At 51.1% G+C, this 19467-nt stretch carries 13 protein-coding genes and 2 pseudogenes; 13 read left to right on the top strand and 2 right to left on the bottom strand.

Features of this window, described 5'->3' with window-relative positions:
• Positions 1-6 precede the first annotated feature (6 nt).
• Both TX77_RS05160 and TX77_RS05165 read left to right on the top strand, forming a co-directional pair.
• Entirely contained in the window at positions 7-1341 is a 1335-nt protein-coding gene (locus TX77_RS05160; protein ID WP_044503752.1) for a GntT/GntP/DsdX family permease, read from the top strand.
• Positions 1342-1442: 101 nt separating this feature from the next.
• The gene (locus TX77_RS05165) at positions 1443-1799 is read left to right on the top strand and encodes a PTS glucitol/sorbitol transporter subunit IIA (protein WP_044503753.1); all 357 of its coding nucleotides are present in this window, start codon (positions 1443-1445) and stop codon (positions 1797-1799) included.
• A 116-nt stretch (positions 1800-1915) separates the two neighbouring features.
• Here TX77_RS05165 and TX77_RS05170 read toward each other — a convergent pair whose 3' ends face one another.
• A complete protein-coding gene (locus TX77_RS05170) occupies positions 1916-3694 on the bottom strand; it encodes an adenine deaminase C-terminal domain-containing protein (protein ID WP_044503754.1) in 1779 nt (592 codons plus the stop codon).
• A 12-nt stretch (positions 3695-3706) separates the two neighbouring features.
• Positions 3707-5038 (bottom strand): NCS2 family permease, encoded by a 1332-nt coding sequence (locus tag TX77_RS05175; protein WP_044503755.1) that lies wholly within the window; start codon positions 5036-5038, stop codon positions 3707-3709.
• A 49-nt stretch (positions 5039-5087) separates the two neighbouring features.
• Between TX77_RS05175 and TX77_RS05180 the strand changes: the two genes are divergently transcribed.
• The 11 genes and pseudogenes from TX77_RS05180 to TX77_RS13820 form a co-directional block, all read left to right on the top strand.
• On the top strand, positions 5088-6257 hold the full coding sequence (locus TX77_RS05180) for a site-specific DNA-methyltransferase (protein WP_268257939.1): 1170 nt from the start codon (positions 5088-5090) through the stop codon (positions 6255-6257).
• A gap of 1 nt (position 6258) precedes the next feature.
• Positions 6259-6813: pseudogene (locus TX77_RS14050) on the top strand (DNA cytosine methyltransferase); the annotation flags it as partial.
• A 930-nt stretch (positions 6814-7743) separates the two neighbouring features.
• Positions 7744-8199, top strand: coding sequence for a DNA cytosine methyltransferase (locus TX77_RS14055; protein ID WP_230198105.1), 456 nt, complete (start codon positions 7744-7746; stop codon positions 8197-8199).
• Between the two features lie 120 nt (positions 8200-8319).
• Positions 8320-9030, top strand: a complete 711-nt coding sequence (locus tag TX77_RS05190) for a hypothetical protein (protein ID WP_044503756.1) — start codon at positions 8320-8322, stop codon at positions 9028-9030.
• Positions 9014-9235, top strand: a complete 222-nt coding sequence (locus TX77_RS05195; RefSeq protein WP_023054439.1) for a DUF4314 domain-containing protein — start codon at positions 9014-9016, stop codon at positions 9233-9235. The genes TX77_RS05190 and TX77_RS05195 overlap by 17 nt, the downstream gene beginning before the upstream one ends.
• On the top strand, positions 9235-9411 hold the full coding sequence (locus tag TX77_RS05200; protein ID WP_044503757.1) for a DUF5049 domain-containing protein: 177 nt from the start codon (positions 9235-9237) through the stop codon (positions 9409-9411). The genes TX77_RS05195 and TX77_RS05200 overlap by 1 nt, the downstream gene beginning before the upstream one ends.
• Positions 9412-9500: 89 nt before the next feature.
• Positions 9501-9782: an Nmad4 family putative nucleotide modification protein gene (locus TX77_RS05205; RefSeq protein WP_225723632.1), complete on the top strand. Its 282-nt coding sequence runs from the start codon at positions 9501-9503 to the stop codon at positions 9780-9782.
• 121 nt (positions 9783-9903) lie between these two features.
• Entirely contained in the window at positions 9904-11511 is a 1608-nt protein-coding gene (locus TX77_RS05210; protein ID WP_049917297.1) for a terminase large subunit, read from the top strand.
• Positions 11512-11626: 115 nt separating this feature from the next.
• Positions 11627-12673: a Fic family protein gene (locus tag TX77_RS05215; protein WP_044503759.1), complete on the top strand. Its 1047-nt coding sequence runs from the start codon at positions 11627-11629 to the stop codon at positions 12671-12673.
• A 976-nt stretch (positions 12674-13649) separates the two neighbouring features.
• Complete coding sequence (locus tag TX77_RS05220) at positions 13650-15290, top strand: ESPR domain-containing protein (RefSeq protein ID WP_044503760.1); 1641 nt, start codon at positions 13650-13652, stop codon at positions 15288-15290.
• Between the two features lie 139 nt (positions 15291-15429).
• Positions 15430-19467 (top strand): annotated as a pseudogene (locus tag TX77_RS13820) (hypothetical protein); the annotation flags it as partial.

The raw sequence follows: 19467 nt of genomic DNA on the forward strand, positions 1-19467 counted from the left end.
CGTATTGTGGACCTTATTTTCTTAGTCGGAACCTTGTTGGCTGCCATTATATTGGTCGTCGTTTTAATCATGAGGCTTCATTTACATGCCTTTGTCAGCCTCGTCATCGCTTGCTTCTTCGTCGGCTTTGTAACCGGTATGCCGCTGCTGCAAATTTGTAAATCTATTGAGGCCGGCATGGGAAGTACCCTTGGTTTTTTAGCTACTGTATTGGGCTTTGGCAGTATTTTAGGGAAAATGCTGGAAACGTCCGGCGGGGCTGAACGGCTGGCTCGGACCCTTATCAACCGCTTTGGTAAGAAAAAAGCCAATTGGGCCATGATGTTTGTCGGCTTAATTACCGGGATTCCCGTATTCTTCCAAGTTGGCTTTGTCCTGTTGATTCCATTAGTCATTAGTGTCGCCCGGGCCACGGGCTTATCGATCATTGCCATTGGGGTCCCCATCGGCGTATCCCTGCAGGTTGTCCACTGCATGCTGCCGCCTCATCCGGCTGCCATGGCCATCGTCGACACTTTAGGAGCCGATGTCGGCAAGGTTATTTTACTGGGCCTTTTGATTTGTACCATCTGCGCAGCTGTCGGCGGTCCCATTTGGACCAGTCTCATTCATAAGAGAATTTCGTCGGATATGGACTCGGTCCGCGAAACGTATGATGAAGTTCCTGACAGTGAACTGCCTAACTTTGGCATTACCCTGTTGACCATACTCTTACCGATGATTATCATGGTTTCTAAAACGTTATTCGATCTTTCTCCGTGGAAGGGAACCGAAGCCAGTATGATTATTGACTTCATCGGCAATCCGATTACGGCACTCTTGATTTCTGCATTCTTTGCTTACTGGTCTTTGGGGCTTCACCGCGGGCGCATGATGAAAGAATTGTTGAAATTCACGGAACAGTCCTTCGGACCGGTTGCCGGTATCCTGCTGGTCATCGGGGCCGGCGGGGCTTTCAATCGAATCTTATTGGATAGCGGATTGGGAACTCAATTAGGTTCTATTCTCATGTCAATCCATATGAATCCTTTGATTTTAGCCTGGGTTGTTGCAGCTATCATGCGATTCTCTGTGGGTTCGGCTACGGTATCGATGATGACGTCTGCCGGTATTGTCTTGCCGCTGCTGCCGCAGTATCCCGGATTGGACCCGGCCATTGTTTGCCTGGCTGTCGGCTCCGGCGCCATTTGCTTCTCTCACGTTACGGACTCCGGTTTCTGGATTGTTAAGGAATACTTCGGCCTGACCGTAGAAGGGGCCTTAAAATCATATACCGTTGCGACTTGTTTAGCTTCTGTCACTGCTATCTTGCTAACGCTGGGAATATCTGTTATATTTTAAGGCATACAGCAAGGTGTTATTTGCTGAACCTCTGTTACCGATATGGTGGAAGGCTTAGGATATCTATTCGTTTCTAAGCGATACAGAAAGGAGCTGCTATTATGAAATACGAAGCAAAAGTTACTGCGATTGGGGAATCGGTCCTGTCGTTTATGAAAATACGAAACAGCATTATTATCTTCGATAACGACGTTCCCTATGCCTATGAAAATATGGTCGTGTCCCATACGAAGAGTACCCTGACCCAGCCGATTGAAGTCGGCGATAAACTGCTCATTGCCGATGAAGAATATCAGGTCAGTGACGTCGGCTCAGAAGCTAATCAGACCTTGAAGGAACATGGCCACTGCACCCTTGTTTTCGGAGTCGGGATAAAAGCTGAAATGCCCGGCCAAATTGCCTTGGAGGGCAAAAGGGTTCCGCGTATTATGATCGGTGATATGATCATCTTTTTATAATCGCTAGTGCTTAAAAGAAACGTGTTATAAATGGAATCGCCCCCATGACGTAGTCGTTCTATGTCATGGGGGCGATTTTTGTATGGTGCTATAAATTTTGTCTTTCTGTCAAAGGATTATGGTTTCAGTTGTAAAATGGGGTCGAAGTAAGCCAGTTTCGTATAGTCGACATTGCCGCCGTCGGTGATGGCAAGGTCGGGAATGGCCGTAATGGGCAGGAAGGAGAGGTAGAATATGGGGTCCGGCAGGCGGCTGCCCAAGGTCTTGGCAGCTTCATCGAGTTCGTTTTCTTTCTGAGCCAAGTCTTCCGGCGTCATATCGGAGGCGATGCCGGCAATAGGCAGGGACAGGAAGGATACGATTTTCCCGTCGAGGACGACGACCTGTCCGCCGCCGTGTTCGATGAGGGTATTGGCTGCCAATGCCATATCTTCGTAGTTGGCACCAGCGACGACGAGGTTGTTGTCATCGGGAGCAGCCGTCGTGGCAATGGCACCCTTAGTTAGGGACCAGCCGGAGATGAAGCCTTTCGAGACGTTGCCGTTCTTACCATAGCGTTCGATGACCGAGACTAAGGCCACGTCTTTTTCGGCACTCGGACGAACGATGCCGTCTTTTACATCGAGTTCGACGTCACGGCGTTTGCGCATGAAGGGGCCGACGCTGTCGATGGTTTCGACGACAGCTGTGCCTTCGTTGAGGTCGACGTGATAGGCAAAATCGAGAGGCTGCATTTTTTCGTGCTGTACCGTATGTAACAAGGCTGCATCGCGAGCCGGTACGGTATAGGTGAAGACGTTTTTCTTGTTTTCAGTGATGACCATGCCTTTACTGATGACCGTTTCGACGGTGAAGGTCCCTGGCTGGTCGACGAGGAGGATGTCGGCATCTTTACCGGGCGCAATGGAGCCGACGCGGTCGTCGATTTCATAAGCTTCGGCAGCATTGATGGTGGCCATCTGGATAGCCGTCATCGGAGCGAGACCGGCAGCAATGGCCAGGCGCACCATGTTGTCGATATGGCCGGTCTTTAAGATGCCGCGGGCGTGGACGTCATCCGAGCAAAAGCTGGTGTGGCGGGCAATACCCGGGGCCCCTTCGGTGATGGCCCGGACATTTTCCTTGAGGAACTTGGTGACCGCCGATTCGCGGATGATGGTGTGCATCCCTTTGCGGGCCTTTTCTAAAAATTCCTGATGGTCGTAGCTTTCATGGTCGACGCGGACGCCGCTCATGAGGTATTCGTTAAGGTCCTTTCCGCGGGCCAGAGGGCTGCAGCCGAAGATGGGGCGATGGTATTTCTGAGCCAAGACTAAGGCTTCGAGGGTATCGGAGTCCTTCGTTTGGACGGCTTCGCGGACGAGTTCCCAAATGCCGTAGCAGTTCGGGTCCTGATGGTATTTAGCGTGGTCTTTGGCGGTGACATTGTAGGCGATGGTCGAGACCGGGATGGTGTAGGGCGTCTTATACGGCAAGGCCCAGAAAACCTTCAAGGGCGAGGCTTCGATTTCTTCAAAAATCGGGCCTAAGCCGTCGACGCCGATGACGGAAATATATTCGTCAAGGCCGCTTACGATGCTCGTCGTACCGCAGGGGACGACGGCCTGAGCAAAGCGGGTCATGCTCATCTTACTGCATTCGACGTGGATATGGCAGTCGATGAGGCCCGGGGCCAAATATTTTCCTGTCCCGTCGACGGTTTTGGTGTCAGGGCCCATGTAATCGGAAATATCACTTTCGACGGCGACGATTTTTCCCTTATACATGGCGACGTCGGCTTTGTAGTATTCGCCGGTGTTGACGTTGATCAAGGTACCGCCGACGATGGCCAGGTCGGCCTTGATTTTGGCCGCGCCGGCATCGATATAGTCGGATAATAATTCTTTCGTAAGCATGGACAGACCTCCTTAGAATTTAAGTATCGTCAAAGTATACAATAAGATGAGGAACAGGACGAACATGACCCAAATGAGGGGATTCAGTTCTTTCCGGCGGCCGGCAATGGTCATCAGAATCGGGTAGAAGAGGAAGCCGAAGGCGATGCCGTAGGAAATGTTAAAGGTCAGGGGCATGCCGATGATGACCAAGAAGGCCGGGAAGGCCGTTTCGAATTGATCCCAATGAATTTCGCGGAGAGACGACGTCATGAGGACGCCGATGATGATCAGGGCCGGTGCCGTGACCTGAGCCGTAACGACCGACAAGAGGGGCGAGAAAATCATGCTGAAGCCAAAGAGAATGGCGACGACAATGGCCGTAAGGCCCGTCCGGGCACCGACGGCGATACCGGCCGACGATTCGACGTAAGCGGCAGTCGGTGTCGTTCCCATGACGGCCCCGCCGAGCATGGAAAGCGAATCGGCCATGAGGGCTTTCCCGATGCGGGGCATCTTGCCATTTTGCATGATGCCGGCCTGCTGAGCAAGACCAATCAGGGTTCCGGCCGTATCGAAGAAGGCGACCAGGAAGAAGATGACGACGACGGCCCACATCTGCGGGTCGGTGACGATGGCGCCCATGTTGGCGACGCCGACGCCGAAGGTCGGTTCCAAGCTCGGAGCCATGGAAATGATGCTGTCCGGCAAGGGGATGAGATTAGTGACAAGGCCCAAAATAGCCGTCAGGACGATCCCGTAAAAAATCGCGCCGGGAACCTTTTTAGCCATGAGCATGGCCGTGACGAAGATACCGAAAATAGTCAGCCACGTCGTTGCGACCTTAAAGGAACCGATGGCGACCATCGACGACGGGTCGGCCATGACGATGCCGCCGCCTTGAAGGCCGACGAAGGAGATGAAGATGCCGATACCGGCAGCCATGGCGTACTTTAAGTCCTGAGGAATGGCGTCGATGATGATTTCACGCAGTTTGAATAAGGATACCAAGGTAAATAAGATGGATGCAATGAAGACGCCGCCCATGGCCTGCTGCCAGGGCATTCCCATAGCCAGGACGATGGAATAAGTGAAAAAGGCGTTGTCGCCCAGACCCGGGGCAATGGCGATGGGGTAGTTGGCCAAAAAGCCCATGAGCAGGCAGCCCATGATAGCCGATAAAGCCGTAGCCGTAAAGACGGCACCGGGATCCATGCCGGCATCGCCTAAGATGATGGGATTGACGAAGAGAATGTAGGCCATGGAGACGAAGGTCGTAAGACCTGCCAGGCATTCGCGCCGCACCGTCGTATTATGTTCAGATAAATGGAATAATCGTTCTAAAAGTCCGTTTGCTTGGGACATGTGATTAAACCCTCCTTTGATAAAGAAATAGAATCGTTCCAACACAGGGATTCTCTCCGATGACGCAAATAAACTCCGGGCTTCTTTGCGGGAGTTCGGATTCATCAATCCTGTGATTATCGACAGGGATTTCAATGTTATCGCAGGTCACGGCCGCATCTTCGCCGCCAAGGAGGAGGGTATCAAGGAAGTACCCTGTGTGCTTGTGGATTATCTTACCGAGGCGCAGAAGAAAGCCTACATCATTGCCGACAACCGTATGGCGATGGACGCCGGCTGGGACGAAGAACTTCTGCGAGTTGAGATCGAAGCTCTGCAGGCAGAGGCTTTTGACCTTTCCCTCACGGGCTTTGACGAGGTGGAGATTGCCGGCCTGTTTGGAGACGATTCCGATGTGCAGGAGGACGATTTCGATGTAGATGAGGAACTGGAAAAGCCAACTTTCTCCAAGAGCGGCGATGTGTGGACGCTCGGACGGCACAGACTGGTCTGCGGCGACTCCACGAAAGCGAAAACCTTTGATACGCTCATGCAGGGACGAAAAGCAAACCTCGTGGTTACCGATCCTCCCTACAATGTGGACTACGAAGGGGCTGCCGGAAAAATCAAGAATGACAACCTGGCTGACGAGAAGTTCTATCAGTTCCTCTTCGATGCCTTTTCCAAAATTGAAAAGGTCATGGCGGACGATGCGTCCATCTATGTGTTCCATGCGGATACAGAAGGTCTGAATTTCAGAAAGGCATTCTCGGACGCGGGATTTTATCTCTCCGGCTGTTGTATCTGGAAGAAACCAAGTCTTGTACTTGGACGCTCCCCTTACCAATGGCAACACGAGCCTTGCCTTTTCGGCTGGAAGAAAAAAGGCAGGCACCAATGGTACTCCGACCGCAAGCAGACCACGATATGGGAGTTTGAGAAAACAAAAAAGAATACGGATCATCCGACCATGAAGCCCATACCGCTTTTGGCATATCCGATTCAGAATTCATCCATGAGCAACACACTCGTACTCGATCCGTTCGGCGGCAGCGGTTCCACGCTGATTGCCTGCGAACAGACGGACAGGAACTGCGCCACCATAGAACTGGATGAGAAATACTGCGATGTCATCGTGAAGAGGTATATCGAGCAGGTCGGCTCCGCGGACAAGGTTTCCGTAGAGAGGGACGGCAAGATATACAACTATGCGGAACTGGAGGCGCCGGATGGAGAGTAAAATGAAACTCGGCTCCCTCTTTGATGGAAGCGGGGGATTTCCGCTTGCGGGGCTTATCTCCGGAGTGGTGCCCGTGTGGGCTTCAGAGGTAGAGCCTTTCCCAATCAGGGTAACCACAAAGCGTTTTCCGCAGGTAAAGCGCTACGGCGACGTATCAAAGATGGACGGCGGCAAAATAGAGCCGGTTGACATTATCACATTCGGCTCGCCTTGCTAGGACATGAGCATAGCGGGCAAACGGGAAGGTCTGAGAGGTTGTCGGTCTTCTCTTTTTTATGAGGCAATCAGGATCGTCAAAGAAATGAGGGAGGCTACCAATGGCGAATATCCGAAATACATCATCTGGGAGAACGTCACAGGCGCATTCTCCTCAAACAAGGGCGAGGATTTCAGAGCAGTCCTCGAAGCGGTCTGCTCGGTCAAAGAAAACAAAGCTGATATTCCTCGATATGACAAATGGCCGAACGCAGGACTTGTCCTGGCAGACGGTTTCTCAGTCGCATGGAGGGTATTTGATGCTCAATACTGGGGAGTTCCCCAGAGAAGAAAACGCATCTACCTTGTCGCAGATTTTGATGGACTGTGTGCCGGAAAGATATTATTTGAGTCCGAAGGCCTGTCAGGGCATCCTTTCGAGGGCTTCAAAGCGTGGCAAAGAACTGCCGGAGGTGCTGAAAGCGGCATTGGAGAGGCAGGCGGTATTTGCCTGAATGACCAAGGCGGGCAGCGTATGGATATCACTGAGGATGTGACGGGAACGTTACGAGCAAAGGCGCATCATCCGCCTGTGGTCATGGGTTCGGCGGGGTTCTGTACGGAACACTCTGAAAAGAGCCGTTCTATCGGCTATGAGGAAGAAAAATCCCCTACACTCCGTGCCGGCGTCGTTCCTGCGGCGCTGATGTTTGAGAATCACTCGCAGGACACGAGATACACGGGACCGCTTGATAAATCGCAGACCGTCCTTGCTACCTTCGGAACAGGCGGCAACAACCAGCCGCTTGTAGTGCAGAAGCCGAAAACCTACGATGTGCGTTTCACATCCGAAGCCACACGGAATGCAAGGCAAAATTGCTATGAGACCGATACGGCAAGAACCATCGACACAGGCGGCAACGCTCCCAATTCCAACCAAGGGGGCGTGGCCGTGGTGGAGGTCAAAGCCTACGGCATCAGTTCGGATAAAAGCCATGCGATGCTTTCAGATAATCCTCACGCAGGGATTTACGAGGCTGAAACCTCTCGGACGCTCGATACAAGGTGCGCAGATTCCGGATGCAACCAGGGCGGCATTGCCGTGGTTGCCATCGAGGGAAACGGCACAAGACCTTCTCACAAGGGCAGCGGCTATTCTGAAGAGAACGTCAGCTATACCTTAAACGCTACGGAACAGCATGGTGTGGCTTACGGCATAGACCGTGCGACATACAACATGGGACAGAACGCGCGGTTCGGTCTTGCCATCGAGGAAGAGGTCGAGCCGACTATGGTGGCAAAAGGTCCCGGCGCTGTCGCTCATCCCGTCTATACCACGAGCAAGAATTCCTACCACACAGAGACTGAGGAAGATGTGGCGAATACGCTGGTCGCTACGGATTACAAAGATCCGCCGACCGTAATCGAGGAGCCGTATTACATCGTACGAAGGCTCACTCCCACCGAGTGTGCAAGGCTGCAGGGATTCCCGGACTGGTGGTGCGCTGACCTCGGAACGGATGATCCGACCGATGAGGAGCTTGCTTCCTGGAGGGATGTTTTTGAAACGCACAGGAATGTCGTGTCCGGCGCATCCAAACCGAAAACGGACAAGCAGATAATCAAGTGGCTCTCCGATCCGCATACGGACTCCGCCGAATATAAGATGTGGGGCAACGGTATCGCACTCCCGTGCGCTGTTTTCGTGCTGTCAGGCATTGTGTACTACTCACAGTTCCGAGTCTGATATTCTGGCGATAATTCTACAAAGAAAATCCCGTTATTCGCTTGCTATTTTAGGGCTTTAGAGTGATGTATATAACAGCTGCAAGGCACAGAAAATCAAGCGAAAGCGGAGGTAAACGCAATGCAAGTAAAGTACAACGTCACAGGCGCACGGCGCAAGAAACTGGTCAAGGTCATCTCCGACACCACGGGAGCGAAGGCGGAATACAAATTCATGCCGACCTGCAATTACGAAATCGATTACCTTACGGTCACCAAGGACGGCACACTCGAATTTGACGATCGTGCCGACAGCGAGGAGGTCGAGCAGGTGATTGAAGCCATCGCCGCCGCAGGCTTCGACTGTGAGCCGCAGGACGGCGCGGATGCGGAGGTTGAGAAAGTATCCGAAGCCGAAGAAAATGCGCCACAGGGCGAAACAGGAGGCCTTACGGTGGAGATTTTGCTCGATAAGGTTTCGGTGGGCAACCTCACCAAGCTGTTGGATGCCAAGGGAACGCTCATCCGAAAGGCTCTCGGCATCGAGGACCTCCGAATCGAGATCAAGGAGGACAGGGTTTCCTTCCCCTGGTTTGCGGAACTGCCGGACGCGGATTCGGTGAAGGCCTGCACGCATTTCATTGCCGCGCTCTGCGAGATGAGCAGAAATGCCAAGCGAGTGATCGCCACGGAAAAGGATGTGGACAACGAGAAGTACGCATTCCGCTGCTTCCTCCTGCGGCTGGGATTCATCGGTGCGGAGTACAAGGCCGAGCGGAAAATCCTGCTGAAGAACCTCACAGGGTCTTCGGCATTCAAGAACGGAGGCGCTGACCATGAGATTTCCGAATAAGGAAACGGTCGACCGCATCCGCAGGGAGTATCCTGCAGGAACACGGGTGGAACTGGTACGGATGGAGGATGTGCAGGCTCCGCCGATTGGAACCAAAGGCACGGTTATCGGCGTGGATGATATCGGCTCCATTATGGTTCGCTGGGATAACGGCTGCGGGCTATCCATCGCTTACGGCGAGGATTTATGCAGGAGGTGCGACTGATGGATATGAAAATAAGGAAGCAGATTCTTGCCGTGCGAGATACCGCGCTTACCAATATGTTTGATGTGAATGCTGTTCAGCGGATTGCTTATGAAATGGGTTTCTATGAACTGGTAAATTACCTTAAGGAAAACCGAAAGGAATACATCCGATTCATCCTCACCGGCGAGGAATAATTCTGCATATTTCTTTGAAAAACTACAGAAAAGACTTGCTGGTATATCCGTAGTGATATATGTACATGCCGAAAGAAACGGAGGATACGATGATGACAATCAACGAAGGAATGAGAAAATACAGGCTGTCGAATCCCACCACGCCGGAGGACATGGAATGCCGCCGAAGCAAGATGCTGAACTTCGGAGATAAGGTGCTGCTTGCCGGGTACTACTACAATGGGCAGAACAAGCCTTCCTATTTCGGAGCGGTTTACGAGTACCTCGAAGACGGCAGGAAGACTTGCGAAAGCACCATCGGACTGGCGGCGGTCAGCGAGGTCGAGTTTGAGGATGAAGGCCACGCAATCGCCTGGGCGATGCAGCAGTAAGACACAGAGAAAAAACAGCAAAAGGGACGGGCCGCAAGGCTCTGTCTCTCGTACAGACAGATTTTAGAAAGTCGCAGAGATGCGGCTGTTTTTATGCCATTTTCGGAAGGAGGAGACGCCGTTGGCAGTACGGAAACTGAAGAAATATAAGCCTACCAAGTTCATGGCGGATACCTCCCGCTATGACAAGAACCTCGCTGATTATGCCGTGATGTTCATCGAGCAGCTGTGCCATACCAAAGGCACATGGGCGGGAAAGCCCTTCGAGCTTATCGACTGGCAGGAGCAGATAATCCGCGACCTGTTCGGTGTGATAAAGAAAAACGGCTACAGGCAGTTCAGTACCGCATATATTGAGATTCCGAAAAAGCAAGGCAAGTCGGAACTTGCGGCGGCTGTGGCGCTCCTGCTCACCTGCGGCGATGGCGAGGAACGAGCCGAGGTCTACGGTTGCGCCGCGGACAGGAACCAGGCAAAGATTGTTTTCGATGTCGCTGTGGATATGGTGCGGTTCTGTCCTGCGCTTTCCAAGCGCGTGAAGATACTCGCATCGCAGAAACGGCTCGAATATCTGCCCACGCACAGCTTTTACCAGGTGCTTTCGGCGGATGTGGCGAACAAGCACGGCTTTAATACCCACGGCGTTATCTTCGATGAACTGCATACCCAGCCGAACAGAAAGCTGTTTGACGTCATGACCAAGGGCTCCGGCGATGCGAGGATGCAGCCGCTGTTCTTCCTCATTACCACGGCAGGCAATGATACGCATTCCATCTGCTATGAACAGCATGAGAAGGCTCTCGACATCATGAGCGGAAGGAAAATCGATTCGACCTTCTATCCTGTTATCTATGGTGCGGACGAGTCGGAGGACTGGACTGATCCCGCCGTGTGGAAAAAGGCAAATCCCTCGCTCGGTATCACGGTTGGCATTGACAAGGTAAAAGCCGCCTGCGACTCCGCAAAGCAGAATCCCGGCGAGGAGAACGCTTTCAGGCAGCTGCGTCTTAACCAGTGGGTGAAACAATCCGTCAGATGGATGCCGATGGACAGGTGGGATGCCTGTTCCTTCGCTGTGAGCGAGGACGATCTGGAAGGGCGAATCTGTTACGGCGGGCTTGACCTTTCAAGTACCACGGACATCACGGCGTTTGTGCTGGTATTCCCTCCGCAGGATGAGGAGGACAAATACAGTATCCTGCCGTACTTCTGGGTGCCGGAGGATACTCTTGACCTTCGGGTAAAGCGCGATCATGTTCCCTACGACCTGTGGGAGCGTCAGGGCTTGCTTATGACCACGGAGGGAAATGTTGTTCATTACGGCTTTATTGAGAAATTTATCGAAGAGCTTGGCACAAGGTTTAATATACGGGAGATTGCCTTTGACCGCTGGGGCGCGGTGCAGATGGTGCAGAACCTCGAGGGAATGGGCTTTACCGTTGTTCCATTTGGACAAGGGTTCAAGGATATGAGTCCTCCAACCAAAGAATTCATGAAGCTTACATTGGGAGGACGCATCGCCCACGGCGGACACCCTGTCCTTCGGTGGAATATGGACAACATCTTCATCCGCACCGACCCGGCTGGGAATATTAAAGCCGATAAGGAAAAATCCACGGAAAAGATTGACGGGGCAATTGCGACCATCATGGCTCTTGACCGCGCAATACGCTGCGGAAATGACAATACTGTCTCGGTCTACGACAGCCGCGGTATTTTATTCATATGACCTCTACATATTTGACCTTAAATGGAAAGGAATATTAAGGGTTTATTCCCTTAATATCTTGATTTTTACCTTATAATATACTAAAATTTAAGGGTAAAAGATGGGAGGTAAGGAAATGAGAGTGTTCAACTACTCATTGATTCGGGATAAAAAGTGGGATTCCGATCTGCTGGGGCTTATCGCCGCCATATACAAAGAGGCCGGAAAACAGGAGATGTATCTGAAGCAGAGACCGGAGGAACTTGAGAAATTGGTGGAGATAGCCAAGGTGCAGAGTACCGAGGCATCAAATGCCATCGAAGGGATTGTTACCACGAACACACGCATCAGGCAGCTTGTTGAAGAGAAAACAATACCAAGGAACCGGGATGAGCAGGAAATCGCAGGTTACAGGGATGTGCTTGGTATCATTCACGAGAGCTTTGATGCAATCCCTATTACACAGAACTATATTCTTCAACTGCACAAAATCCTCTATAGCCACATGAATAATCCCGTGGCAGGAAGGACGAAAACAGTACAGAACTATATCAGTGCGACTTATCCGGACGGGCATAGGGAAACGCTCTTTACTCCGGTTGCGCCTTTCGAGACGCCGGCTGCGCTGGACAAGCTGTGCGAGGAATACAACCGTGTTATCGGGAATATGGAACTTGAACCGCTGATTGCGATTCCTGTTTTTATACACGATTTTCTTTGTATCCATCCGTTTAATGACGGAAACGGGCGTATGAGCAGATTGCTTACAACGCTCCTTTTATACAGAAGCGGATTCTATGTCGGAAAATATATTTCTTTGGAAGCGAAGATCGCTAAGAATAAGGATTTATATTATGATGCGCTGTCTGCGTCACAGGATGGTTGGCATGAGGGAGCAGATGATCCTGTCCCGTTTATCAAATACCTTCTTGGAACGATCCTTGCGGCCTACAGGGATTTTGAGGACCGTTTCTCCCTTGTGGAAATCAAACGATCCGCACTGGATATAGTGCGGCTTGCAGCGCAAAACAAGATAGGTCGTTTTACCAAACAGGATATTCGGGAACTTTGTCCGTCTCTCAGCGTCAGTTCCGTAGAGGGAGCGCTGCGCAAGCTGGTGGCTTCCGGCGAACTGAGACGCAAGGGAAGCGGCAAAAGCACCTGCTACTACAGAATAAAGTAGCATTCCCTTAAGAAGAATAACTTTCCCTTAATATTATGGACATTTTAAGGGAGAGGAAATCGATATAAGAGAAAGCATCTGCCTGATTACACAGGCAGGTGCTTTTTTCATGCGTCAAACAGGAAGGAGCGTGATGAGATATGGGAATATTCAGTGGGTTATTTCGGTCAAGGGATAAGCCTGCCGACAGCACGGCCGGATCGAGATACGCCTTTTACATGGGCGGAAGCAGCGCAGGGAAACTTGTGACGGAGCGGAGCGACGCTGTAAAAGTGAGTGAGACGCTTTGCCTTGGCTAAAGTGTCAACCGACAGGTTGACGAAAGGGGTAGGTTGGAGCAAAAACGAAAGAACGTTTTTTACAGAACGGCACTAAATACCTGCCTGTCATTCTTGAACGGTGGTAAAAATCGGTATGATTGTAATGTAACAAAAGGAAATGACTCAGAGTGAAGAATCCAGGCAGGAACTGCAGGTGTTAACTATGCGATTTCGATTATCCTATGCCGGATTCTTCGCTACTCATAATAATCTTTTTTTATGTTTCTTTTCTTCATGTATGCTTGATACCGCTCAAGAATGACGGCAGGGGCAAGTGTGAGTAAAACCGAAAAATATGGAAATGACTCACACAAAAAACTACACTGCTTTTCGGATACAACAAACAACCGAGAAAGAATTCATTATATTATATAAGTAAAAATAAAAATAAGAAAAAAGAAATTTGAAATTTTTATTTCCTTTCTCCATGGCACTCTTCCGAAAACCCCGTGTTAACTGAGAAAACGATGTTACATTTCCTGTGCTTTTTCATACTTCTTACCGGATATCTGTCATGCATGATTAAGAATAGTACATAGTTATATAGAAAATATTTGATATACGTTGACATGTGGCTTATAATAATAATACAATAATAGCGTCGATATTTTTTGGGGGGGCAGCTTTTAGCTGCGATTCTCTTTTTAGGAGGAAATATGAATAAAATTTATAAGTTGATTTGGAGTAAGACGAAAAACTGCTGGGTCGTTGCGTCCGAGCTGGCGAAAGGACATGGGAAGAATAAATCACGCATCAAAAACAGCCTGCTTGCCGTCTTTGTCATATCTGCGCTTTTGGCGGGAGGCACGGCAGATGTACAGGCTTTGACACAACAGGAAAAAGACGAAGTCAAGAACGAAGTTGCCAAATATTTGCTTGACAAGATTGCCCACGGCGGAGAAATCCCCGGTGCGAAAGCGGAATATGGGCCTACGAGTTTTCCTGAGGCGATTGCGAATCGTATTTTCTACTATGATGACGTTTCGAATAAAATCGGCGAGAAACTGAAGCATGACGGACTGACACTCCGGTATTTTGGCGTACGTCCCGATTATCATGAGCCGTCCCGCGACTATCTGAACCGCTATGCCGACCCCGCATGGACCAACGTCAATAACGACGGGGCATTCGGTAAACACGCCATGGCACTCGGCTACCGTGCCTTCTCGGAAGCCGACCACGGTGTCGCCATCGGTCGCTCCTCGTTGGCGGGAGGATACAAGCGGGACGGCGGTTACGGCGGTGACGGCGATGTTGCCATCGGTAATATGGCTTGGGCGCTGGGGGACAAAGCGGTCTCCATCGGAGATAAAGCGCTCTCCGCCGATAAGAGTATTGCCATCGGGATTCAAGCCGAAGCCGGCGCGAATAAAAATGATCCGAAATCGATCCAACGTGACCCGAAAACGAACCTTCCCTACGTTATCAGCGATATCGAAAAAATGAACTCGGCGATCGCCATCGGGCGTGATGCCAAGGCGTGGGGGCATCAATCCGTCTCCATCGGCGGGAGCGCCAAAGCCACGGGAAAATATGCCTTGAGCTTTGGGAACTCGGCGGAAGCGTCGGCGATGGATGCCATCGCTTTCGGCAATGAGACAAGTGCCAAAGGGATTGGTGCGATTGCCATCGGCAGTGACTACGACTCTTCGAGCGGTGGAGCGCAGGCGTACAGCGGTGACACGATTGCCATCGGTCGCAGCGCAATGGCCGGCAATGAAAATGATACGGCAACGGCATATAATACCGTCGCTATCGGACGGGAAGCCAGAGCGTACGGCAAAAACTCGATCGCATTGGGCGGAACTGCCAATGTGGGTGATGTCTGGCAAAAACAATTAGCTGAAGGCGGTACGGCGATCGGCAGCAGCGCCAATGCGGCCTTGGAAAACGCCACGGCTCTCGGATATAAGTCGATAGCCTATGCGAAGGACGCGGTGACCCTCGGCGCGAACACCAGAGCGGATATCGATGGCGGCGTGGCGTTGGGCAGTGAATCCAACGTAGGCTCTTATGCATCTCCGAGTTACGGCAAAGCCGGTAAAGTCGGTTATGATCCGTTGGGAGCCGGCGCGGACGAAACTTCCACGTGGAAAGCCACAAAAGCGGCCGTTTCTGTCGGTAATCAGCAAAAGGACATTACCCGACAGATTATCAATGTCGCTGCCGGCTCGGACAACACCGACGCGGTCAACGTGGCGCAGCTGAAAGCTCTCCAGAGCAAAGCATGGAAAGACCTTGTTGCGTCGGAAAATAAGCTGGGGGGCGAGAATCGCTACCAATACCACAAGTATTAACAATCTTTCCGGGAGGGTACGCACAAACGAGGGAGACATCGGGCGTCTTAAGACGGATGTAAGTACAAATGATTCAAGAATCAGATACTTATATAATAATATGCCTTTCATGCACTACGTTTCTGTAAAAAGTGAAGGCATGGCGCCGAATGAAGGCAACTACAAAAATGATGGCGCCAGCAAACGGGGTGCGATTGCTATCGGTGCTCATACATCATCAGATGGCGATGGTGCCGTTGCTTTAGGTGCTCATTCATTTGTCAGAGGACAGGGTAGCGTCATCGTCGGTGAAAATTCGGACAATTATACCGGTGGATTAAAGGCCAAAGAAGGACAGTTTGATCAAAGCATTATTCTCGGATCAGATAACACTATCTTTGCTCAAAGTGCGGAAAATGGTGGTCGGGAAGATAAAGTTATCGGGAACATGAACAGAGTCGAGGAGTCTCACGGTACGTTTGTCCGTGGTACGGGCAACTTTGTGTATGACGCGTATAATGACGAAGCGCTGACCGATGAAGATAAGCAAAAAGAGCAGGATTTCCTTGATCCTATAGACGGTGGCGACCCGACCGGCCTTTTCCAAAAAGGAAGAAGCCATGTCAGCGTCGAAGGTGACGGGAACTTGGTGTCAGGTTCTCTCTATACGCAAGCTTCCGGCGTAGGCAACGAAATTTCCAATACGGATCATGATGATGGAACGAGCACCCCGAAAGTAACCTACAACATCGTGACGGGCAACAGAAATACCGTCGCCGACTCGAGTCATAACCTCATCATGGGCGACAACCACGAGTTGGAAAAATTCGGTGGAAATATCATTATCGGATCGCTGACAACGAAAGCGGCAACCAAAGCATCGAACGTCACCATCCTCGGCAATGACGCCAACGTCGACGTCGAAGGCGGCGTGGCTTTGGGTACCGGTTCGCAAGCGGCTACCGCTGCGGGCGTGTTCGGGTACGATCCCGCCACGGATAAAGCATCGGCAACAGACAATGCGACATGGAAATCCGGAAACGGCGCTGTCTCTGTTGGTACGGGTGAGAAAACAAGACAAATCACCAACCTCGCCGCAGGTCTGGCAGACACTGACGCGGTCAACGTTGCGCAGCTCAAAAACGCTAAGACCACTGTCGAAGCGGGCGACTATGTGACCGTCACGAAAAAAACGGAAGACGGGAAGGGAACGACCTACACCGTCAAAGGGCCGGACATTACCGTAGATGACAACCTTGGCATCAAGGATAAAAAGGACGGCGAAGGCAAGACGGTAGGTTATGAGCTCAGCTTGAACAAAGAGCTCAAAGGCCTGACCAGCGTTTCAAGTGAAGCATTCAAAGTTGGCGATAAAACATATATCAATAAAGACGGTATCAATGCGAACAACACGACCATCACCAACGTGGCACCCGGTACAAAAGACGGCGATGCGGTCAACTTCAAACAGTTGAATGACGTTAACACACAGGTGACAACGAATAAAAACGCCATTGACGCTTTGACACCAAGAGTTGCGGCCAATGAAGGCAACATTACAAAACTGCAAAAAGGCTTCATCGTGAAAGACGCGGGAGAAGGCAAGGCGAATGTCACACTCGGCGGAGATAAAGAACCGGAAGTCACCTTCAAAGCGGCCGTAGACAAAACAACGGAAGCAACGGCGGACGGGTCCTCGCTGACCTCAACTGTCGATACGAACAGAAACGTCACCTACTCGCTGAACATGAAACAGCTGAAACAAGACCTCGGCATTACCGACGGCCCTGACGGCGTCATGAGCTCGTGGAAGCTGAAAGTAAAGGACGAAACAACACCGCAGGAAATCAAAAACGGCGAAGCTGTTACCTTTGACGTAGCTGCAGCGGATAAAGGACTCACCGTCACAAGAGACGGAAAGACCATTAAGTACGGTATCGAAGGAAGCAAGATTGACCTCGATGGCAATACGAGCATTACCAATCTGAGTAATGAAATCGAAAAGAGCAAGATCCATTATTTCTCTGTCAAGGACTTAGAAGGTCATCTAAAATCAAACTACAATAATGACGGAGCGAAAAAAGGCGGTGGCATTGCCATCGGTCAGAATGCACAGAGCAACGGTTGGTATTCAATTGCAGCCGGCTTGGATAGTAAGGTGACTGGTAACTGGAATATTGCTATCGGTGTAGAGGCAAATGTAACAGCAAAAGAGGTTAGCACAGCTATTGGCTATAAGGCGAGCGTAACGAAAGATGGAGCCATGGCTTTTGGTAAGGAGGCACAAACCGAGGCTGAGAACGGCATCAGTATCGGCACGAAGGCAAAATCGTTGGCGAACCGCGGAATTGCAGTAGGAACGAACAGCACGGTAGATCAAACGGGCGGCCGCGGCATTGCTATCGGTGATGGCGCCTATGTCGGCGCCAAAACGCAGGGTCATCTGGGTACGGGCATGTCGAATCCGGGGGATGCATGGAACCCGAGCGAACCGTATTTGCCAGTCGCTGATGATACAGTAGCGGGTCCGGGAAAACTGGCACGCGAAAACTCGATGGCGATCGGTATGAAAGCGAGTGCTTTCGGATTCCAAACGACGGCATTGGGTGCCGCCGCGGAAGCACATGACACCAATACGACAGCGGTCGGTGCCGCGGCGGTTGCCAAAGGGAATTACAGCACGGCACTGGGCAAACAGGCGCGTACATTTGAAAAAGAATCGACCTCGGTCGGTCATTGGGCGGACTCCCGCGCGGAATTCGCAACGGCTCTCGGCTCCAATACCATTGTGTACAAAAAAGGCGGCGTAGCACTCGGATTCGGTGCGCGTGCCTATGACGAAAACAGCATCGCGATCGGCAGCAACTCCTTTGCCAAAGAAGCGGTTGACGGTAAGGCCTACCTCAGCGACGAAGAAGTGAAAGCCGCAGCGGGTATCGTCTCGGTCGGCAATCCGGCGTACAAAGTAGGGGATAAGGATTTCGCCGCCAACTATCGCCGCATCGTCAATGTGGCAGGCGGTATCCATGACAATGACGCCGTAAACGTACTCCAGCTGAAAGCAGCGAGAACCACTGTCAAAGCAGGCGACTATGCAACCGTTACGGAAGGCAAAGAACAGGGCGTAGACGGAACGGTATACACCGTCAAAGGGCCGACACTCTCCATAGACGGCGGTAACCTGACCGTGGCAGATGCCGAAGAAACAATAGCAGGCACAACGGATAAGAGAAAAATAGGCTACAAGCTCAGCTTGAATAAAGAACTGACAGGTCTTACCAGCGTAAGCAGTACTACTTTTAAGGCCGGTAATGACGTTACACTCGGCGGAACGGGACTGACCATTGCAAACGGTCCGTCTGTAACCGCTACAGGCATTGATGCAGGCAGTAAGAAAATTACCAACGTGACGGCCGGAGCGGCAGACGGTGATGCGGTCAACTTCAAACAGTTGAAAGATGTTGACAGTAAAGTAACGACCAATACGGGAGATATCACGACCCTCAAAAAAGGCTGGACCTTAGAAGACGGCAATGCGACAAAAGGAACAAAAATCGTGAAAGCCGAAGATACCGTTAAAGTCACGAGTGATGACTACATCACGGCGACCGTGAATAATGACGGCCTGAAGCTCGGCATGAACGTAACCAAGCTGAATACGCAAATCAATGATCAGATCGACAACAGCGATACCGTCAAAGAGAAGATGAAATCCTGGGTACTCAAAGCGGCGACAACGGATAAAGACCCGGCTGCAAAGGGTCAGACCATTGACAATACCAATAATGTGGCGACATTTGACGTAGAAGAAAATCAGGGACTTACCGTAGCGAGAGACGGCGCGACCATCAAGTACGGTGTGAATAACAAGCAACTGGTAGGGAATATCAATAGCGGCAATACGGCAGTTACCAATATTTCCGCAAAATTCAGCGTCACTGACGGAACCAACACGAAAGCCGTCAACCTCGGAAAAGACAAAAACAACAACGTCAAATTCCTTGGCACGGACGGTGAAACCACCGTGACCGTAGGCGGAAACGATGATGCACCGACCGTTACCGTAGGCTTGGATGCAAAGTTCAAGAAACAGGTAACGGATAACACAAGCAATATTGCTGAAAACAAGACGAATATTACGAACTTGACAACCCGTGTAGACGGACACGATACGGCTATCGAGAACAACACGAAAGCC

The sequence above is a fragment of the Megasphaera massiliensis genome (assembly GCF_000455225.1).
Taxonomy (GTDB): domain Bacteria; phylum Bacillota; class Negativicutes; order Veillonellales; family Megasphaeraceae; genus Megasphaera; species Megasphaera massiliensis.

Bases quoted from the DNA above. Each gene is read 5' to 3' on its own strand.
- TX77_RS05165 (WP_044503753.1), top strand. From the start codon at position 1,443: ATGAAATACGAAGCAAAAGTTACTGCGATTGGGGAATCGGTCCTGTCG.
- TX77_RS05170 (WP_044503754.1), bottom strand. From the start codon at position 3,694: ATGCTTACGAAAGAATTATTATCCGACTATATCGATGCCGGCGCGGCC.
- TX77_RS05175 (WP_044503755.1), bottom strand. From the start codon at position 5,038: ATGTCCCAAGCAAACGGACTTTTAGAACGATTATTCCATTTATCTGAA.
- TX77_RS14055 (WP_230198105.1), top strand. From the start codon at position 7,744: ATGGTGGCAAAAGGTCCCGGCGCTGTCGCTCATCCCGTCTATACCACG.
- TX77_RS05190 (WP_044503756.1), top strand. From the start codon at position 8,320: ATGCAAGTAAAGTACAACGTCACAGGCGCACGGCGCAAGAAACTGGTC.
- TX77_RS05195 (WP_023054439.1), top strand. From the start codon at position 9,014: ATGAGATTTCCGAATAAGGAAACGGTCGACCGCATCCGCAGGGAGTAT.
- TX77_RS05200 (WP_044503757.1), top strand. From the start codon at position 9,235: ATGGATATGAAAATAAGGAAGCAGATTCTTGCCGTGCGAGATACCGCG.
- TX77_RS05205 (WP_225723632.1), top strand. From the start codon at position 9,501: ATGATGACAATCAACGAAGGAATGAGAAAATACAGGCTGTCGAATCCC.
- TX77_RS05215 (WP_044503759.1), top strand. From the start codon at position 11,627: ATGAGAGTGTTCAACTACTCATTGATTCGGGATAAAAAGTGGGATTCC.
- TX77_RS05220 (WP_044503760.1), top strand. From the start codon at position 13,650: ATGAATAAAATTTATAAGTTGATTTGGAGTAAGACGAAAAACTGCTGG.